Genomic DNA, 15,416 nt, shown 5'->3' on the forward strand with positions numbered 1-15,416 from the left:
ATACTTGATAATTCTCTATTTTTACCATATAATTCCATCCTGAAAATCCTTTAATCCTGCAAATCCTGATTCAGACAAAAGCATTATGGCATTCTTCCAGACCTCGGTCATTAACAAATACCTGAAAACACTTGATAAGGCAACTATAGCGGCGGCTTATGCCCGGTTTAAAAGCCACTTCCATAACCCCGCCATACAGGAGAACATACGCAACAGCAAGGAAGAACAGTACCAGGGCGAGTTTCTGCTTGATTTGTTTGTGAATGTGCTGGGCTATACCAAAAACCCCACGCCCAACTATAACCTGACCACCGAGCACAAAAACGTAAAGGACAGCAAGAAAGCCGACGGCGCCATACTGATAAACGATGCCGTAAAAGCGGTAATAGAACTGAAAGGCACCAACACTACCGACCTAAGCAAAATTGAAGACCAGGCTTTTGGCTACAAAAACAACCAGCCCGGCTGCGTGTATGTGGTTACGTCTAACTTCGAGAAGCTGCGGTTTTATGTGGATAATGCCGTAGAGCACCTGGAGTTTAACTTGTTTACGCTAACCGAAAAGGAATTTGCGCTTTTATACCTGTGCCTGGCCTATGAGAGTATTGCCAAGGGCACGCCCAAAAAGCTGAAAGACGAATCGGTGAGCCAGGAAGACGTAATTACCAAGCAACTATACAAAGACTACTCGCTGTTTAAGCGCGAACTGCACCAGAGCCTGGTTAGCCTTAACCCGCAGTTTGAGCCGCTGGAGCTGTTTAAAAAATCGCAGAAGCTGCTGGATAGGTTCCTGTTCTTGTTTTTTGCCGAAGACCGCCAGCTGCTGCCGCCCAACTCGGTAAGGCTTATACTTAGCCAGTGGCGCACCCTGCAGGACCTTGACGTGGAAATACCGCTATACGACAGGTTTAAACTATACTTCGGCTACCTGAACACGGGCCATAAAGGCAAGCAGTACGATGTGTTTGCCTACAACGGCGGTTTGTTTAAAGCCGACGACATACTGGATAACATTATAGTTGACGACGAACTGCTGTACAAACACGCCCTGAAACTATCGGAGTATGATTTTGCCAGCGAAGTAGACGTAAACATATTGGGCCACATTTTTGAGAACTCCCTGAACGAGCTCGACGAGATAAAAGCCCAGCTGGACGGCCAGACCATAGACAAAGCCAGCACCAAGCGCAAAAAAGACGGCGTTTTTTATACTCCAAAGTATATCACCAAATACATAGTTGAGAACACCGTTGGCAAGCTGTGCGCCGAAAAGAAAGCCGAACTACAGCTGAACGACGAAGACTATAGCACCGACAAAAAACGCCAGCTTAAAACCCGCAAAGCCTTAGACGACAAACTGAAAGCCTACCGCGCGTGGCTGCTGCAACTTACCATCTGCGACCCTGCCTGCGGCTCGGGCGCGTTCCTGAACCAGGCCCTCGATTTTCTGATAACCGAACACCGCTACCTCGACGAACTACAGACCAAACTGATGGGCTACTCTATAGTTTTGAGCGATGTAGAGAAAAGCATTTTAGAGAACAACCTGTTTGGCGTAGACCTGAACGAAGAAAGCGTAGAAATTGCCAAGCTCAGTTTATGGCTCCGCACGGCCCAGCCCAACCGCAAACTAAACGACCTGAACAACAACATTAAATGCGGCAACTCCCTGATAGACGACCCTATAGTTGCCGGCGACAAAGCCTTTAACTGGCAACAGGCGTTTCCGCAGGTGTTTGAGAAAGGCGGCTTTGATGTGGTGATTGGTAATCCGCCGTATGTACAGTCTCACTCACTAAGCGAGAAAGATAAAAGCTACATTTACGATAACTATAAGACCACTGAATATCAAATAAATACTTATGGCGTCTTTGTTGAAAAGTTCATAAATCTGCTGAAGTCAGATGCGCTGTATAGTTTGATTATTCCAAATTACTGGCTTTCTACAAAGTATGATAGATTGTTAAGAAGAGAAGTTTTTATTAACAACCATGCATTAGAAGTTGTCAATACTTATGAAGTATTTGAAAGCGCAACTGTTGATACACTTATACTTACTGGAAGAAAAATAAAATTAGACTCTCATTCTACTCGTGTTTTGAGCATTTCAAGTTCTCACAAAACTATTGAAAACCGACTTAATGCTATAAATCTAAGTTTGTGGGACTTTGAAGATTTTAAAGTATTTTCAGAAAGAGATAATGATGTTCTGATATCTTTTTACACTGGATTTCAGTTAAAAGGAGAAAAAGCTTTAAAAGATTTTTTAGTTTTCAAAAAAGGAATGCAGCCTTACGAAGCAGGAAAAGGGACTCCTCCACAAACAAGGGAAATGATGAATAACAAAGTTTATCATTCCCTCACGAAACTCGACGATACTTACTTTCCGTTGCTTGGAGCTAAGCACATTAAACGTTTCAATTTACAGAAGCCGGATGAATTTATTAAGTATGGCAAAAATTTGGCTGCACCAAGAAAACCAGAAATATTTCAGGGAGATAGAATTCTGATTAACCGTATACTTTCAAACCAAAAGATTGACGGCGTCCTTGTTTCAGAAACTTTTATAAACAATACTGATGTATTTAACTTGATACCTAAGTCAGATAGTATAATTGATATCAGAGTGCTCTATCTAATAATTGTATCAGGTCTTTGTGCTTCATACTTCAAAAGCTCAAACATCAATCTTAACAGAGCAGCTTATCCAAAGATAAACGTCAATACATTAGAAAACTTTCCAGTTCCAGCAATCTCCCCAGAAGCCCAACAACCCTTCATTGAAAAAGCAGACGCGATGCTTTCGTTAAATGAAGAACTACAAACTATAAATCAGAAGTTTCAGCGCACACTGGGCCGTAAATTTGGGTTAACCGAGCTGCCAAAAAAACTACAGGAGTGGTACCTGCTCTCGTATGGCGACTTTATAAAAGAGCTGGCCAAAAAGAAAGTAAAACTAAGCCTTTCGGACGAAGCCAAGTGGGAAGATTACTTTACCCAGGAAGCCGAAAAAGCCCTGGCCCTAAAAACCAACATAGCCACCACCGACGCCGAAATAGACCAGCTGGTGTACCAACTATACAACCTCACCGACGAAGAAATAGCTATAGTGGAAGGCAAAGAAGTGTTGGCAACCGCCGAACTATAAAAGACCTCCCGACTCCAAAGACCTCACAGCGTTTAGAAAACCTGTGAGCGTCTGCACCCTGCGACGGTTGCTTCGTAGCTGCCAAGACGCTCACAGGTCTGGAAGACGCTGTGAGGTCTTTTGATCACGCTAAACCAAAAGAGCAGCCCTAATCAGCTGCTCTTTTGTTATACTTAAACTATAGTTTACCCGCAAACATGCTCCAGAAACCTGACCTTGGTGCTGCCGGGCACTAACTTCAAACCTTTCGGGATGCCATGGTGCGAGTCTTTGTAGTGGTTGGCAAACCATACTTTGTAGCTTTCTTCGTCAGTCCAGTAGGTCATCAGCCAGATCTCGTTTTCGTTTTCCTGCGGGTACATTACTTCCAGCTTCAAAAAACCTTTCTCTGTATCTACCATGTGCGGGCGGTTCTTAAAAGCTTGTCTCACTTCGGCGGCCATATCGTTGGCAATGGTAAACGTACTCAGGGCTATAAACATATTCTATTTTTTAACAGCTGATGACGGTGCAAACAGCCGTAGTTTGAAGGTGTAAATTCTTTAAAATTAAAGAAAATAAGCCAAAACACGAATTATAGTTGGGGAGGAATTTACCTCACCCTAACCCTCTCCTAAAAACAGGAGAGGGAATTTATGCTATAGTTATATTTGCTACTATAGTTTTTGCTCTCGCTCGCGTCCCGCGAGTGTGTGATACCTGCGGACTCTGGCCGCTTAAAACTGTGCCTGAGGCACAAGTGGCGGGACGCCACTAAATAGCCCACACTCGCCAGAGGCGAGCGAGGGCGTTCTTTTATATGATTTCCTCAGAATGAAACAACCCTGCCCCTCCTGGGAGTGCATTTTCTGACTCTCTCTTTTGTCATCCTGTAAGGATCTTGTTGGAAGTAGCATAGGCTTAACTTCCCTTAAACCAGGACTCTTTACAGAATGACAGGGTTAAAAAATTCTTTCCATAGTTACCCCCTCCTGTTTTCAGGAGGGGCCAGAGGGAGGTAATTACGCTAAGCTCAGCACCAGGTCATCGGTATTTACCAGCGAGCCCTCAGGTAAGTGTATTGCCGAGATAGTGGTATCGGCTGTGGCTGTTATAGTTGTCTCCATTTTCATGGCTTCAATAATAAACAACGGCGTGTTCTTTTTAACCGGCTTTTCTTTTTCCACCAGTATTTTCGAAAGCAGGCCTTGCAACGGCGCACCAATCTGTTTTGGGTTGGCTTTGTCTACTTTCTGGTGCTGCACCTTCTCCACCTTCACCGATTTGTCGCGCACCTCAATGTTACGCGTCTGGCCATTCAGTTTAAAGAACACCGTGCGCATGCCATCCTCATCTACCGGCCCCAACGACTGGTATTTTATAACGATAGATTTACCACGGGCAATATCGATAATGGCTTCTTCGCCGGGCTGCAGCCCGTAAAAGAACAAGCGGGTCGGTATTTGTGCCACTTCGCCGTACTGCTCCAGGTGCTGGTGGTAGCCTTCGTATACTTTCGGGTATAGCTGGTGGCTCAGGAAATCGGTATACTTTGTCTGTTCACCAAACTTCTTCTGGAATTCCGCAAATTCACCTTCCAGGTCTATAGGTGCCAGGTGCTCGTTTGGTCGGTCGGTAAAGGGCTTGGTATCTTTCAGGATGATCTTCTGCAGCTTTTTAGGGAAACCACCCACCGGCTGGCCCAGCTCTCCTTTAAAGAACGACTGCACCGATTCCGGGAACGAGATCTCTTCGCCGCGCTCCAGCACATCTACCGTGGTCAGGTTGTTGGCCACTAAGTATAGCGCCATATCCCCTACTACTTTAGAGCTTGGCGTTACTTTTACCAGGTCTCCAAACAGGGCATTTACATCGGCATAAGTCTCTTTTATAGTTTCCCATTTATCCCCCAAACCAAGCGCATTGGCCTGCGGGCGCAGGTTAGAGTACTGCCCGCCCGGAATTTCGTGGTGATATACTTCTGCCGTACCAGCTTTCAGACCAGACTCGAACGGATAGTAATATTCGCGCACGGTTTCCCAGTAATTGGAGTGGCGGTTCAGGCTTTGCTGGTCAAACTCGCGGTGGCGCTCCTGGTAACGCATGGCCTCTACCATACTGTTAAAGTTAGGCTGCGACGTTAACCCAGACATAGAACCCAGCGCCACATCCACCACATTCACACCAGCCTCAATAGCCTTTAAATAAGTGGCCGCTTGTATAGATGACGTATCGTGTGTGTGCAGGTGTATCGGCAGTTTTACGGTGTCGCGCAGGGCTTCTACCAGCAGTTTGGCAGCATACGGTTTCAGCAGGCCGGCCATGTCTTTTATAGCCAGTATGTGCGCACCGCTGTCTTCTATCTGCCTGGCCATTTGCAGGTAATACTCCAGTGTATATTTTGTTTTGGATGGGTCCAGGATATCGCCGGTATAACACATCGACACTTCGGCCAGGCCGCCGGTGCGTTTGCGTACAAAGTCAATGCACGGCTCCATACTCTTCATCCAGTTCAGGGAGTCAAAAATACGGAATACATCCACCCCCGTCTCCCACGATTTCTCAACAAATGACTCGATCAGGTTATCCGGGTAAGCCTTGTACCCTACCCCGTTCGAGCCCCGGATCAGCATCTGCAATAAAATGTTCGGTACCGCTTTTCGTATCTGGGCAAGTCTGTCCCAGGGGTCTTCGTGCAGAAAGCGCAGGCAAACGTCGAATGTCGCACCGCCCCACACTTCCATACTAAAGGTCTGCGGATGATCTTTGGCAAATGCTTCGGCCACTTTCATCATATCAAAGGTACGCATGCGCGTCGCCAGCAACGACTGGTGTGCATCCCGGAACGTACAATCGGTATAGTGTATCTGCGGATCGTTGCGGAGCCATTTCGAAAATTCGTCAGGACCCAGCTGGGTTAACAGATCTTTGGTGCCGGGCTGGTATTCTTTGTTCAGGTTAAAGCCGTGGTAATCCGGTTTGGTAAGCACACGGTCTTTGTCAACTTTCTTAACATCCGGGTTGCCGTTAACTATAGTTTCAGCTAAAAAACCAAGCATTTTAGTGGCCCTGTCTTTCGGCTTTTTAAAGATAAACAGTTCCGGGTGGTTCTTTACAAAATCTACCGTAGCATCGCCGGAAATAAACTCCGGATGGTTGATGATGTTTTGCAGGAACGGGATATTATGCTTCACTCCTCGGATTCGGAACTCATCCAGGGTACGCGACATTTTCATGGCCGCATGTTTCAGGGTTGGTGCCTGCGCCGATACTTTAACCAGCAGCGAATCGAAGAACGGGCTTACTTTGGCGCCCTGGTACACACTGCCCTGGTCCAGGCGAATACCGAAACCACCGGCGCTACGGTACGCTATAATGGTACCATAGTCTGGTTTAAAATCCTGCTCCGGGTCTTCGGTGGTAATACGGCACTGAATGGCCACGCCGTTTGCACGTACGCTATGGTTTGGCCCTAACAGTACTTCTTCGTGGTCTAAGCGGTAACCGTCGGCAATAAATATCTGGGTTTTGATCAGGTCGATGCCTGTGATCATTTCGGTTACGGTATGCTCTACCTGGATGCGCGGGTTAACCTCGATAAAGTAGATGTTGTTGGTGTGCGGCTCCACCAAAAACTCCACGGTGCCTACGTTGTTATAGTTAACCGCCGAGCAGATCTTGATAGCATAATCGTATAGTTTCTGTCTGGTCGGTTCATCTAAACTAATAGCCGGAGCCACTTCTACTACCTTCTGGAAACGGCGCTGCACCGAGCAGTCGCGCTCAAAAAGGTGCGTAATGTTGCCGTGGTTGTCAGCTACAATCTGTACCTCAATATGCTTCGGGTTCTCTACATATTTTTCCAGGAAAAGTGTGTCGTCTCCAAATGCTTTCAGGGCTTCGTTCTTCGCTTCAAAAAAGCCTTTCTCCAGTTGCTCATCATCCCGGATAACGCGCATACCACGTCCGCCACCACCGGCAGCTGCTTTCAGCATAAGCGGGTACCCAATGCGGTGCGCTTCCTCTAATGCCGTATCATAGGTATTCAGATCGAGGGTATTGCTTTGGATAATAGGCACCTCGCAGCTCAGGGCTACCTTTTTAGCCGCAATCTTATCGCCCAGCGAGGCCATTACTTTCGGTTTCGGACCTATAAAAATGATCCCGTTATCGGCGCAGCGCTGCGAGAAATGCTGGTTCTCTGACAAGAAACCATAACCCGGGTGAATGGCATCTACACCGTTCTCTTTGGCAATTTTAATAATAGCATCAATGTCCAGGTATGGCTGTAGCGGCTGATTGTCTTTGCCAACCTGGTAGGCTTCGTCGGCTTTGTAGCGGTGCAGCGAGTAACGGTCTTCGTAAGTATAGATGGCTACCGTTTTTATACCTAATTCGGTGCAGGCACGCAACACACGTATGGCAATCTCGCCACGATTGGCAACAAGTACTTTTTTTATGTTCATATAAGGTGAGATGAATGTAAAAGTATTTACAGGTGTTTGGATGCTCCCCTTCCGGCAGCACGGTTTATCAATTAAACTTAACTGGTGATTTCTGAACCTGAAACGAGGGCAAAGCACTAACTTTATTGCCCGTTCAGCACCCGTTAATACAGGATTTTTATAGATAAGGTTATAATTCAATTTGCACTATATTTTGGAATTATAAGTAGAGGCAACACTGCCTTATAACCAAGCAGTTACAATGGTATTGCCAGTTTTATATTCAGGATAAACTATAAACGATACCCGATTTTGTACAGTGTTCCGTATCTTTAACCCATGCTGAAACAACTGGCTACTTTTCTGCTGCTATTTTGCCTGCTCTTGCAACTCACCACTGCACAAGCTACAACTATCGCCACCCCGGATTCCGGACAGGTTAACAGGCAGAAGTTACTGGTATTAGGTGCTGGCTTTACGGTTGGCTACACGGCTATGCTGGTTGGGTTAAACAAGGCCTGGTATGCAGAGCAGGAACGCACCGGTTTCCACTTCTTTAACGATAACCAACAATGGCGACAAGTAGATAAGGCCGGGCATTTCTGGGGAGCTTTTCACCAGAGCCGCGCCGGCATTGACATGCTGCGCTGGGCCGGCGTACCGGATAAAAAAGCTATAGTTTATGGAGGCTTGTTAGGTGTAGTGTTACAAACACCTGTAGAAATTTTTGACGGTTACCAGAAAGACTATGGCGCATCGGTTGGAGATTTGGTGGCAAATACCGCCGGCTCTGCAGCTATAGTTGCGCAGGAACTGGCCTGGCGCGAGGTAAGAATTATGCCCAAGTATAGTTTCCATAAAACCCGCTACGCAGCAGAACGGCCAAACGTGCTTGGCAAAAGCTTAGCCGAACAGGCACTGAAAGATTATAACGGTCAAACCTATTGGTTATCGGTAAATGTAGGCGATTTTCTGCCAGAGCAAAGCAGGTACCCGAAGTGGTTAAGTATAGCGGTAGGTTACGGTGCCGAAGAAGTTGTTTTTAATCATGAGCCGACAAACTATAGTTCTGGTTTTGATGCGCACCGGCAATACTATTTAAGCCCTGACCTGAACCTGCTGCACTTTAAAGGCCGCAGCAAATTTCTGAATACAGCCTTGTATGTGCTAAGTATAGTTAAAGTACCTGCCCCTGCGCTGGAATATAACCGAAAGGATGGCTTTAAATTTCATGCGCTATACTTCTAAAGCTATCGTATCTTTGCTATAGTTGGCGGGTAAGGCTGAAGCCCATGCCCTCGCTCGCGTCCCGCGATTGTGAGTTAACAGCGGACTCAGGCCGCATTAAACTATAGTTTATAGTTTTAACTATAGTAACACCCGTATTTTGACGTGGCGGGACGCCACAAAATACCTCACATCCCGAAAGCGTTCGGGACGAGGGCATAATTTAACAAATAACAAATAACTGAAACTATGAACGTAGGAGACCGCGTGCGACTGATGTCTGGTCGTGAGGAAGGAATTATAACCAGGATACTGGACAACAATATAGTAGAAGTGGCAATCGATAACGACTTTACCATTCCGGTGTCGCGCCGCGAAGTTGTGGTAATTGCCGCCGAAGAAAACAAGTACATGCGCTCTGATGACGTTATTGAAGCGCCAACACGCAAACAGCCACCTGCGCCAGTGCTAGCCGAAAAAGGCATTTATCTGGCCATGGTACACCAATCGGAAGAATTGCTGGCGGCAACTATAGTTAACAACACCGATTACGATATACTGTTTACTACCGGCGAAGAGCGCAACAACCAATACCGTGGCCTGCAAAACGACAAACTTGCCCCCAAAGCAACGCGTGTCATCTCCCATTATCACCTGAAAGATTTTGAAAAGTGGCCGGGTTTGGTTGTACAGTTTCTGCAACACCGCAATGGCGCTCCGGCTTTATTCGAGCCAGTTACGAAACGTGTGCAGTTCAGGGCTAACTCTTTTTATAAAAGCAAGAAAACGGCACCAGTCATCAACAAAGAAGCTTACCTATTCCAGTTAGATACCAAGCCTACAACTATAGACACCAGCAAATTACAGGAACAACTAGCTGAAACAGCGGAACAGAAAGAAACCAACTATAAGCTTCAGGCCCCTGATCATGAAATAGATCTGCACATAGAAAAACTGACTGAAGACCACGCCGGCATGAGCAACAGTGCCATGCTGAAACTACAGTTAGAGACTTTTCAGGATGCGTTGGACCGTGCCATGGCCGCCAACATGCACGAGATCGTTTTCATACACGGGGCAGGCAACGGTGTACTTCGCAAAGAGATACAGAAAATACTGAGCCGCACACCTGGCATTAAGTTCTTTGAAGACGCCAAAAAAGAGAAATTCGGTTACGGCGCTACCTTAGTAAGGTTGAAGTAAGAGGTTTGGAGTTAGAGAGGGATGAGTTAGAAAGTTAGAAAGTTAGAAAGTTAGAAAGTTAAAATATTAAGAGATAGCCTTTTATGTCATTTTTAACACTGTGAGAAATCTGGAGTTAAAGGTTTAAGATTCAAAGATCTCCCGCTTTGCTCGAAATGACAAAATCATAATAACTCTTTAACTCACAAACTCCTAAACTCTTAAACTAAAAAAGCATTACCTTTGTAAACTATAAAAGAGAAAACAGCAAGCCGTCTTATCGCTGCGAAGAAATTCGGAGAGGAAAGTCCGGGCAACGCAGAGCATCCTGCTTCCTAACGGGAAGGGTCTGTTTTGGAGACGAAACAGATACAGCCAGTGCCACAGAAAATAACCGCCGGGCTAATTACTAATGACGAATGATGAATGACTAATTATTCATTATTAATTAATCATTATTGATTAGTCCGGTAAGGGTGAAAAGGTGCGGTAAGAGCGCACCAGCGGCTGGGTGACCAGTCCGGCTGGGTAAACCTCAGGAGTTGAAAGACCAAATAGGCCGGCAGCGTCTCCGCTTCGGCGGGACTAAGGGCTGCTCGTCCGATGTCGGTGGGTAGGTCGATGGAGCCTGTGCGCGAGTGCAGGCCTGGATAAATGATAAGACGCGCGCCTTAGGGCGTAGCGACAGAACCCGGCTTACAGGCTTGCTGCTACTCTTTTTATAGTTCCCTCCCCCTTTTCAGGCCTTTTTACAAACCAAAATATTTTTTGACAAAGAACAAAAGAGTGAGCCCCGGGCTTTTTCAAGTCTATAGTTGAATTGGCTTTTTTGATCTGTGCATGTTGCTGCCTGTTGCTTTACACTCTGGTACTAACTTCTGTCGTTCCCTTTGCACACGTGTTTCCCTCCTCAAATCCTTTCAATTTTGTATTAAGTTCTTTTGTTAAGCTACGTATCTTTGCAGCGCATTTTTTTTGAGACAAGCCCCATGCCTGACTTACAACTATACGACCCATTTGCCACCATGCAGTTTTCGGATGAACACTGCTTTTTGTGCGGCACAACTATAACTACCGCGCAACGCACGCCTGTTTTCGGAGAGTGGATGCAGCGCAACTATAACCTGCAGAACAAAGAGCTGTTGATGCTCGATAAAAGCATTACCACGTTCAGCCAGCTTACTATCCCCTGCTGCACCAGCTGCAATGCAAACCATATCCTGCCACTGGAACAGGAAATTGAAACCGCAGCAGCAGGCGGCTACGAAGCTATAAAGTCCCTCGACCCGAAAAAACTATTCCAATGGATAGGCAAAATGTATTACGGCTCGCTGGTGACAGAACTCATCAGGGAAAAAGACCCGCTCGTGATGCCCGAAAACCCGGTGAGCGAAAACCCGCAGATGCTGGGTAGGTTCAAGACTTTTTTCCAGGTGTTGCAGTCGTTGCGCGTGCCCATGGTTTTCTCTGATTTTCTGCCTTGCTCGTTGTTTATTGTTCAGGCCGACCCAACCGAAGATGAACTGCCTTTCGAGTACCAGGATGAACTGACAACGATGGCTTTCAGTATCAAACTTGGCCCTGTGGTTATAGTTTGCAAACTGCTAGATAACGGCATCATAGGAAATGTACTTAACAGGCTTTATAAACTAACCGAAGGCCAGCAGCTGCACCCTATCCAGATTGCGGAGTTTAAAGCGCGCGTATTTTATGCAGCCTATATTTTTAATGTGGTTCCGGATTATTTTGTACGGCCAGGTAAGCCAGATGATGAACAACTGGTGCTGGACACACTGATAGATGACATCACCAACGAAGTATTTAACCCCTGGGACCAGGTGGCGTATGCGCACATGCTGGAGGAAATGTTAAAGCCCTGGAGTATACGCGAAAAGGAAATTCTGGAGAATCCCCAACAGCCGCTCTCCTTCCTGACAGATGATAACGGCGAACTTAAAACGATAAATCGGTTCGAGAGGTAATAAAAAGTAAAGGCTTCCTGCTAACCAGGAAGCCTTTTTTAAAATAGCTATAGTTCGAAATAATAGTTGCCTGATAATTTAATTCTCTATCACAAAGCTGATGCTTACGTTTGATGTGATAATAACTTCGCCACCAGCTATAGTTGGCCCTTCGCCACCGGCACTGTCCATCGTTTTCATCATTGCCGCTTCGGCATACATAGGCATTGGCCTGCCACCTGTTGTATTTTCGTTAATTGCATAAACACGCCCAACTTTGGCACCTAACTCATTTGTTAAAACAATAGCTTTTTGTTTGGCATTGGTTACTGCCAGTTTCCGGGCCTGTGTTTTATACTTCTCAATATCCGCCACCTGGAAAGCAACACCATCCACCCGGTTTACCCCTGCACCATATAGCCCCGACATTAGGTCATCAAACTTGTTAAGTTTTTTTACCAGCACGGTCATAGTTTTCTGGGCAGTATAAAAGTCAGGGGTAGCTTTACCGTATTCGCCACTGTTATAGATCGGGTAAATACTCATGTACGATGTCTGAATATCTTTTTCGCTTACCCCCTGCTTTTTAAGGTAGGCAATAATGGCTGCAGCTTTAGAGTCGGCTTGTTTGCGCGCTTGTTCCAATGTCTTTTCGCGTACCTCAACGCCCATAGTAAGTATAACCTGGTCTGGCTGCACGCGCACCTCGCCTACCCCGTTTACATTTACCATCGGAGGCAAAATCTGCTGCTGTGCCTGCGCAAGACCAACTATACAGAAAGCCAGCAACAGGAATAATGTCTTTTTCATGAGTTTATAGTTTTAGTTAGATAAAAATGATATTCAAAAGTATAGTATTTTACTATATAACTGCGAATATCAAATGTTATACCACAAATCCTAAATGCAGAAAATAAAAAAGCCCTTGCTTTAGAAGCAAGGGCCTAACAGGTATAGTTGTATGCTTAATCTACAGAGTATTCAAAGTCATCATCCATATTTTGACGTGCCAGTAATACGGCTCCAATGGTAAGGGCACCCGCTGCAAGTATAAGCTGGGTTGTAGTAAACTTTCTGGACGCACGCACTATAATGTTGCCAATATCCTGTAAAAGATCCGGCAGCTTTTCGTGTTTGCCTTGCAGCACATGCATCGCCGACTCCACCGTTTTAGACATGTCGTGCGGGTGCAATAGTTTCAGGATGCTGTCTCCAGATTCACTTTCCTTTGCTTCCGGTTTAGTATTGTTATTTTTGTTTGATTTCGTCTCGTTTTCCATAGTTATTAAGATGCTTCTCCTATTTAGTAAGTTTTCAAATTAATCTTTATACGGCGTTTACCAGCCTATCAGATAACTTATGATGCTGTTCTTCCGCCAAATTCTTCTACCATTTGGGTCATGCGCTGCACCAGGCTATCTGTATTCACCATCATACTCGCCGGAAAACCAACATTCAGGTCATTTATCTGTAAGCTTTGCTGTTCCGGGCTATAGTTATACGTTGCATTTACACCCTTTTCGCTTATAGTTCCTTCATTGCCTTGCAGGGTCAGTCCCAGTTGTTTCAACTTATCTCTTAACTGATTAAAGGCTTCGGGGCTAACACTCGTAAAATGCACTTGTCTTGACATATCGTTTTGTTCGTTTAATTATTGACTTATAAAAGTACACTAACGATTTAAAATATAGATAGGTTAAAACCCAAAGTACATTACTATCTGCATCCTTAGCTGCTCTTCTGAAATTTTCATTCAGAAAATCAGAAACTGGGTTTGCATTTTTTAAAACAGCCAATTATATTTGCACCGCAATACAGCAATTGCACGGTCCGTTCGTCTAGGGGTTAGGACACCAGATTTTCATTCTGGTAACAGGGGTTCGATTCCCCTACGGACTACTGAAAGGGAAAAGTGATGATTTTGATCGCTTTTCCCTTTTTCTTTTTCCACTAAAAACTGCTGTATCTGGCTGGAAAGGGCGAAAAAGCCATTTACTCTTGTGGTTCGATAACCTTCCATTTCACGGTCAAAATACACCCCATCTTGAAACATCATCGCTTGCAGTTGTTTGCGGCCTTGCACATTTGCTTTACTCCATGATTGTGAGATAGTTACTGCTTTTTGCAAGCCCATTTTAATGAACTCTTTGGGGTTCGATAACGCTGGCACGCACTTTTCCAGATTTTGCTCTATTTCTAGGAGCTCAGTCTTCAGCTCAGCGCTGTACTTTGTAAACATATTTTTCTCGATTTCTCCAAAAGCATATCTTCTCTCTAGCGTATCCAGCTTCTTTTTCAGCTCCGTGTGCTGCGTGTTCAATCGCTTTTCTTCTACTCGGCTTTCTTCGGTTAACTTATAATAGGTCTCTTCCATGATCTCCGCTAGCTTGGGCAGGTAACGTGGGTCTACTTCCAGTTCAGACAAGAAACCTTCATACAAGTTATGCGGCTTACTGGCATTGCGGTTAAGCTTGCAGCCAATAGCGTAAGGCCCCTTTTTCTACGAAAGCAATGGACTTACACACATCTCCCTCCTGCAAGAGGTATTGTCTTTTGCGCAGTTTTTTTGGAGTCAGGTACGCTTTTATCTGCTCCTGCTCTTCCGGAGTGAGCGGTACTTTCTCGTTAAATTTCTGAAAGAATAATTCGTACATGTATTATCTCTTTTACTGCGCTATGTAAACTTACTGGTTACTTAAAGTCCAAAGCCCTCTTTTAACTTCCTACCGGCTTCAACAGTGAGCGGCACTATCAGCTTTCACAACAAGCTACCTTGCTGTATGCCAAACACGTAAAAGTATATGCATAAGTTTCCACACTTAACTATAGGTAATCCCTCCGCTTCACCCCAAACTATAAAGCAAATGACATAAAACCAATTACTATGAAAAAACTAATTACAGGCAGATGGTCTCTGGCCGCCTTCATCTTATTACTTCTGCTTTCCTGCAACGGGGAGCAAGCCAACCAACAAACCACAACCACTCAGGGGGAAGCTAACACTGAAATGGCAACTGATGATCAGCAACTTGTTGAAGAGCGACTCAGACGATTTGACTCACTTGACTTTCAGTTTTACAACAACCAGGATTGGGATTCTTTTGCCATCAGCCATGCCGATAATATTAAGGTTTTTTATCCTGATGGCACTATTACAGAAGGCTTATATCCAGAACACATCGACATGCTTACGCCCTTGTTCGCCTTTGCACCTGATACCAAAATAAAAGAACACCCCATCAGTTTTGGTACCGGCGACTGGACCACGGTTGTAGGAGAAATGGAAGGAACTTTTACTAAGCCCATGAAAATGCCGGATGGCAAAACCATACCTCCGACCGGAAAGAAATTTAAACTTCGTATGTGTACCGTAGCAAAATGGGATGGCGGCAAAATAGTAGAAGAACACCTGTTCTGGGATAACCTGGCAATGATGAAACAGATCGGAGTTGTGCAATAACCTTTTAATCTATA

12 protein-coding genes, 1 tRNA gene and 1 other RNA gene are annotated in these 15,416 nt (G+C 45.3%); 7 read left to right on the top strand and 7 right to left on the bottom strand.

Annotated elements, in window-relative coordinates:
• Window positions 1–85 precede the first annotated feature (85 nt).
• Window positions 86–3,148 carry an Eco57I restriction-modification methylase domain-containing protein gene (locus GWO68_RS06430; protein ID WP_162345595.1) on the top strand — a complete coding sequence of 1,021 codons (3,063 nt, stop codon included), beginning with the start codon at window positions 86–88 and terminating at the stop codon, window positions 3,146–3,148.
• A 185-nt stretch (window positions 3,149–3,333) separates the two neighbouring features.
• Here GWO68_RS06430 and GWO68_RS06435 read toward each other — a convergent pair whose 3' ends face one another.
• Window positions 3,334–3,630, bottom strand: coding sequence for an antibiotic biosynthesis monooxygenase family protein (locus GWO68_RS06435; protein WP_162345596.1), 297 nt, complete (start codon window positions 3,628–3,630; stop codon window positions 3,334–3,336).
• A gap of 519 nt (window positions 3,631–4,149) precedes the next feature.
• On the bottom strand, window positions 4,150–7,593 hold the full coding sequence (locus GWO68_RS06440; RefSeq protein ID WP_162345597.1) for a pyruvate carboxylase: 3,444 nt from the start codon (window positions 7,591–7,593) through the stop codon (window positions 4,150–4,152).
• Between the two features lie 318 nt (window positions 7,594–7,911).
• Here GWO68_RS06440 and GWO68_RS06445 point away from each other — a divergent pair, with 318 nt between their 5' ends.
• The gene (locus GWO68_RS06445) at window positions 7,912–8,820 is read left to right on the top strand and encodes a DUF2279 domain-containing protein (protein WP_162345598.1); all 909 of its coding nucleotides are present in this window, start codon (window positions 7,912–7,914) and stop codon (window positions 8,818–8,820) included.
• Between the two features lie 16 nt (window positions 8,821–8,836).
• On the opposite strand, the gene GWO68_RS06450 is transcribed toward GWO68_RS06445, so the two are convergent.
• A complete protein-coding gene (locus GWO68_RS06450; protein WP_162345599.1) occupies window positions 8,837–9,019 on the bottom strand; it encodes a hypothetical protein in 183 nt (60 codons plus the stop codon).
• Window positions 9,020–9,048: 29 nt separating this feature from the next.
• On the opposite strand from GWO68_RS06450, the gene GWO68_RS06455 reads away from it, so the two are divergent.
• The 3 genes from GWO68_RS06455 (at window position 9,049) to GWO68_RS06465 (ending at window position 11,963) form a co-directional block, all read left to right on the top strand.
• The gene (locus GWO68_RS06455) at window positions 9,049–10,002 is read left to right on the top strand and encodes a Smr/MutS family protein (RefSeq protein ID WP_162345600.1); all 954 of its coding nucleotides are present in this window, start codon (window positions 9,049–9,051) and stop codon (window positions 10,000–10,002) included.
• Window positions 10,003–10,245: 243 nt separating this feature from the next.
• Window positions 10,246–10,696: RNase P RNA component class A (gene rnpB, locus GWO68_RS06460), an RNA gene on the top strand.
• A gap of 274 nt (window positions 10,697–10,970) precedes the next feature.
• Window positions 10,971–11,963, top strand: coding sequence for a hypothetical protein (locus GWO68_RS06465; protein ID WP_162345601.1), 993 nt, complete (start codon window positions 10,971–10,973; stop codon window positions 11,961–11,963).
• Between the two features lie 78 nt (window positions 11,964–12,041).
• Here GWO68_RS06465 and GWO68_RS06470 read toward each other — a convergent pair whose 3' ends face one another.
• From GWO68_RS06470 to GWO68_RS06480, 3 genes are all read right to left on the bottom strand, one after another.
• Window positions 12,042–12,752 carry an SIMPL domain-containing protein gene (locus GWO68_RS06470; protein WP_162345602.1) on the bottom strand — a complete coding sequence of 237 codons (711 nt, stop codon included), beginning with the start codon at window positions 12,750–12,752 and terminating at the stop codon, window positions 12,042–12,044.
• A 155-nt stretch (window positions 12,753–12,907) separates the two neighbouring features.
• On the bottom strand, window positions 12,908–13,222 hold the full coding sequence (locus GWO68_RS06475; protein ID WP_162345603.1) for a hypothetical protein: 315 nt from the start codon (window positions 13,220–13,222) through the stop codon (window positions 12,908–12,910).
• 77 nt (window positions 13,223–13,299) lie between these two features.
• Window positions 13,300–13,575 carry a hypothetical protein gene (locus GWO68_RS06480; protein ID WP_162345604.1) on the bottom strand — a complete coding sequence of 92 codons (276 nt, stop codon included), beginning with the start codon at window positions 13,573–13,575 and terminating at the stop codon, window positions 13,300–13,302.
• Window positions 13,576–13,769: 194 nt separating this feature from the next.
• Here GWO68_RS06480 and GWO68_RS06485 point away from each other — a divergent pair.
• A tRNA-Glu gene (locus GWO68_RS06485) sits at window positions 13,770–13,841 on the top strand.
• A 566-nt stretch (window positions 13,842–14,407) separates the two neighbouring features.
• Here the strand turns inward: GWO68_RS06485 and GWO68_RS06495 are convergent.
• Complete coding sequence (locus tag GWO68_RS06495; RefSeq protein ID WP_317164497.1) at window positions 14,408–14,596, bottom strand: cyclic nucleotide-binding domain-containing protein; 189 nt, start codon at window positions 14,594–14,596, stop codon at window positions 14,408–14,410.
• A gap of 230 nt (window positions 14,597–14,826) precedes the next feature.
• Between GWO68_RS06495 and GWO68_RS06500 the strand changes: the two genes are divergently transcribed.
• Entirely contained in the window at window positions 14,827–15,402 is a 576-nt protein-coding gene (locus GWO68_RS06500; protein WP_202923689.1) for an ester cyclase, read from the top strand.
• Window positions 15,403–15,416: the final 14 nt, after the last annotated feature.

The sequence above is a fragment of the Pontibacter fetidus genome, assembly GCF_010119545.1.
Taxonomy (GTDB): domain Bacteria; phylum Bacteroidota; class Bacteroidia; order Cytophagales; family Hymenobacteraceae; genus Pontibacter; species Pontibacter fetidus.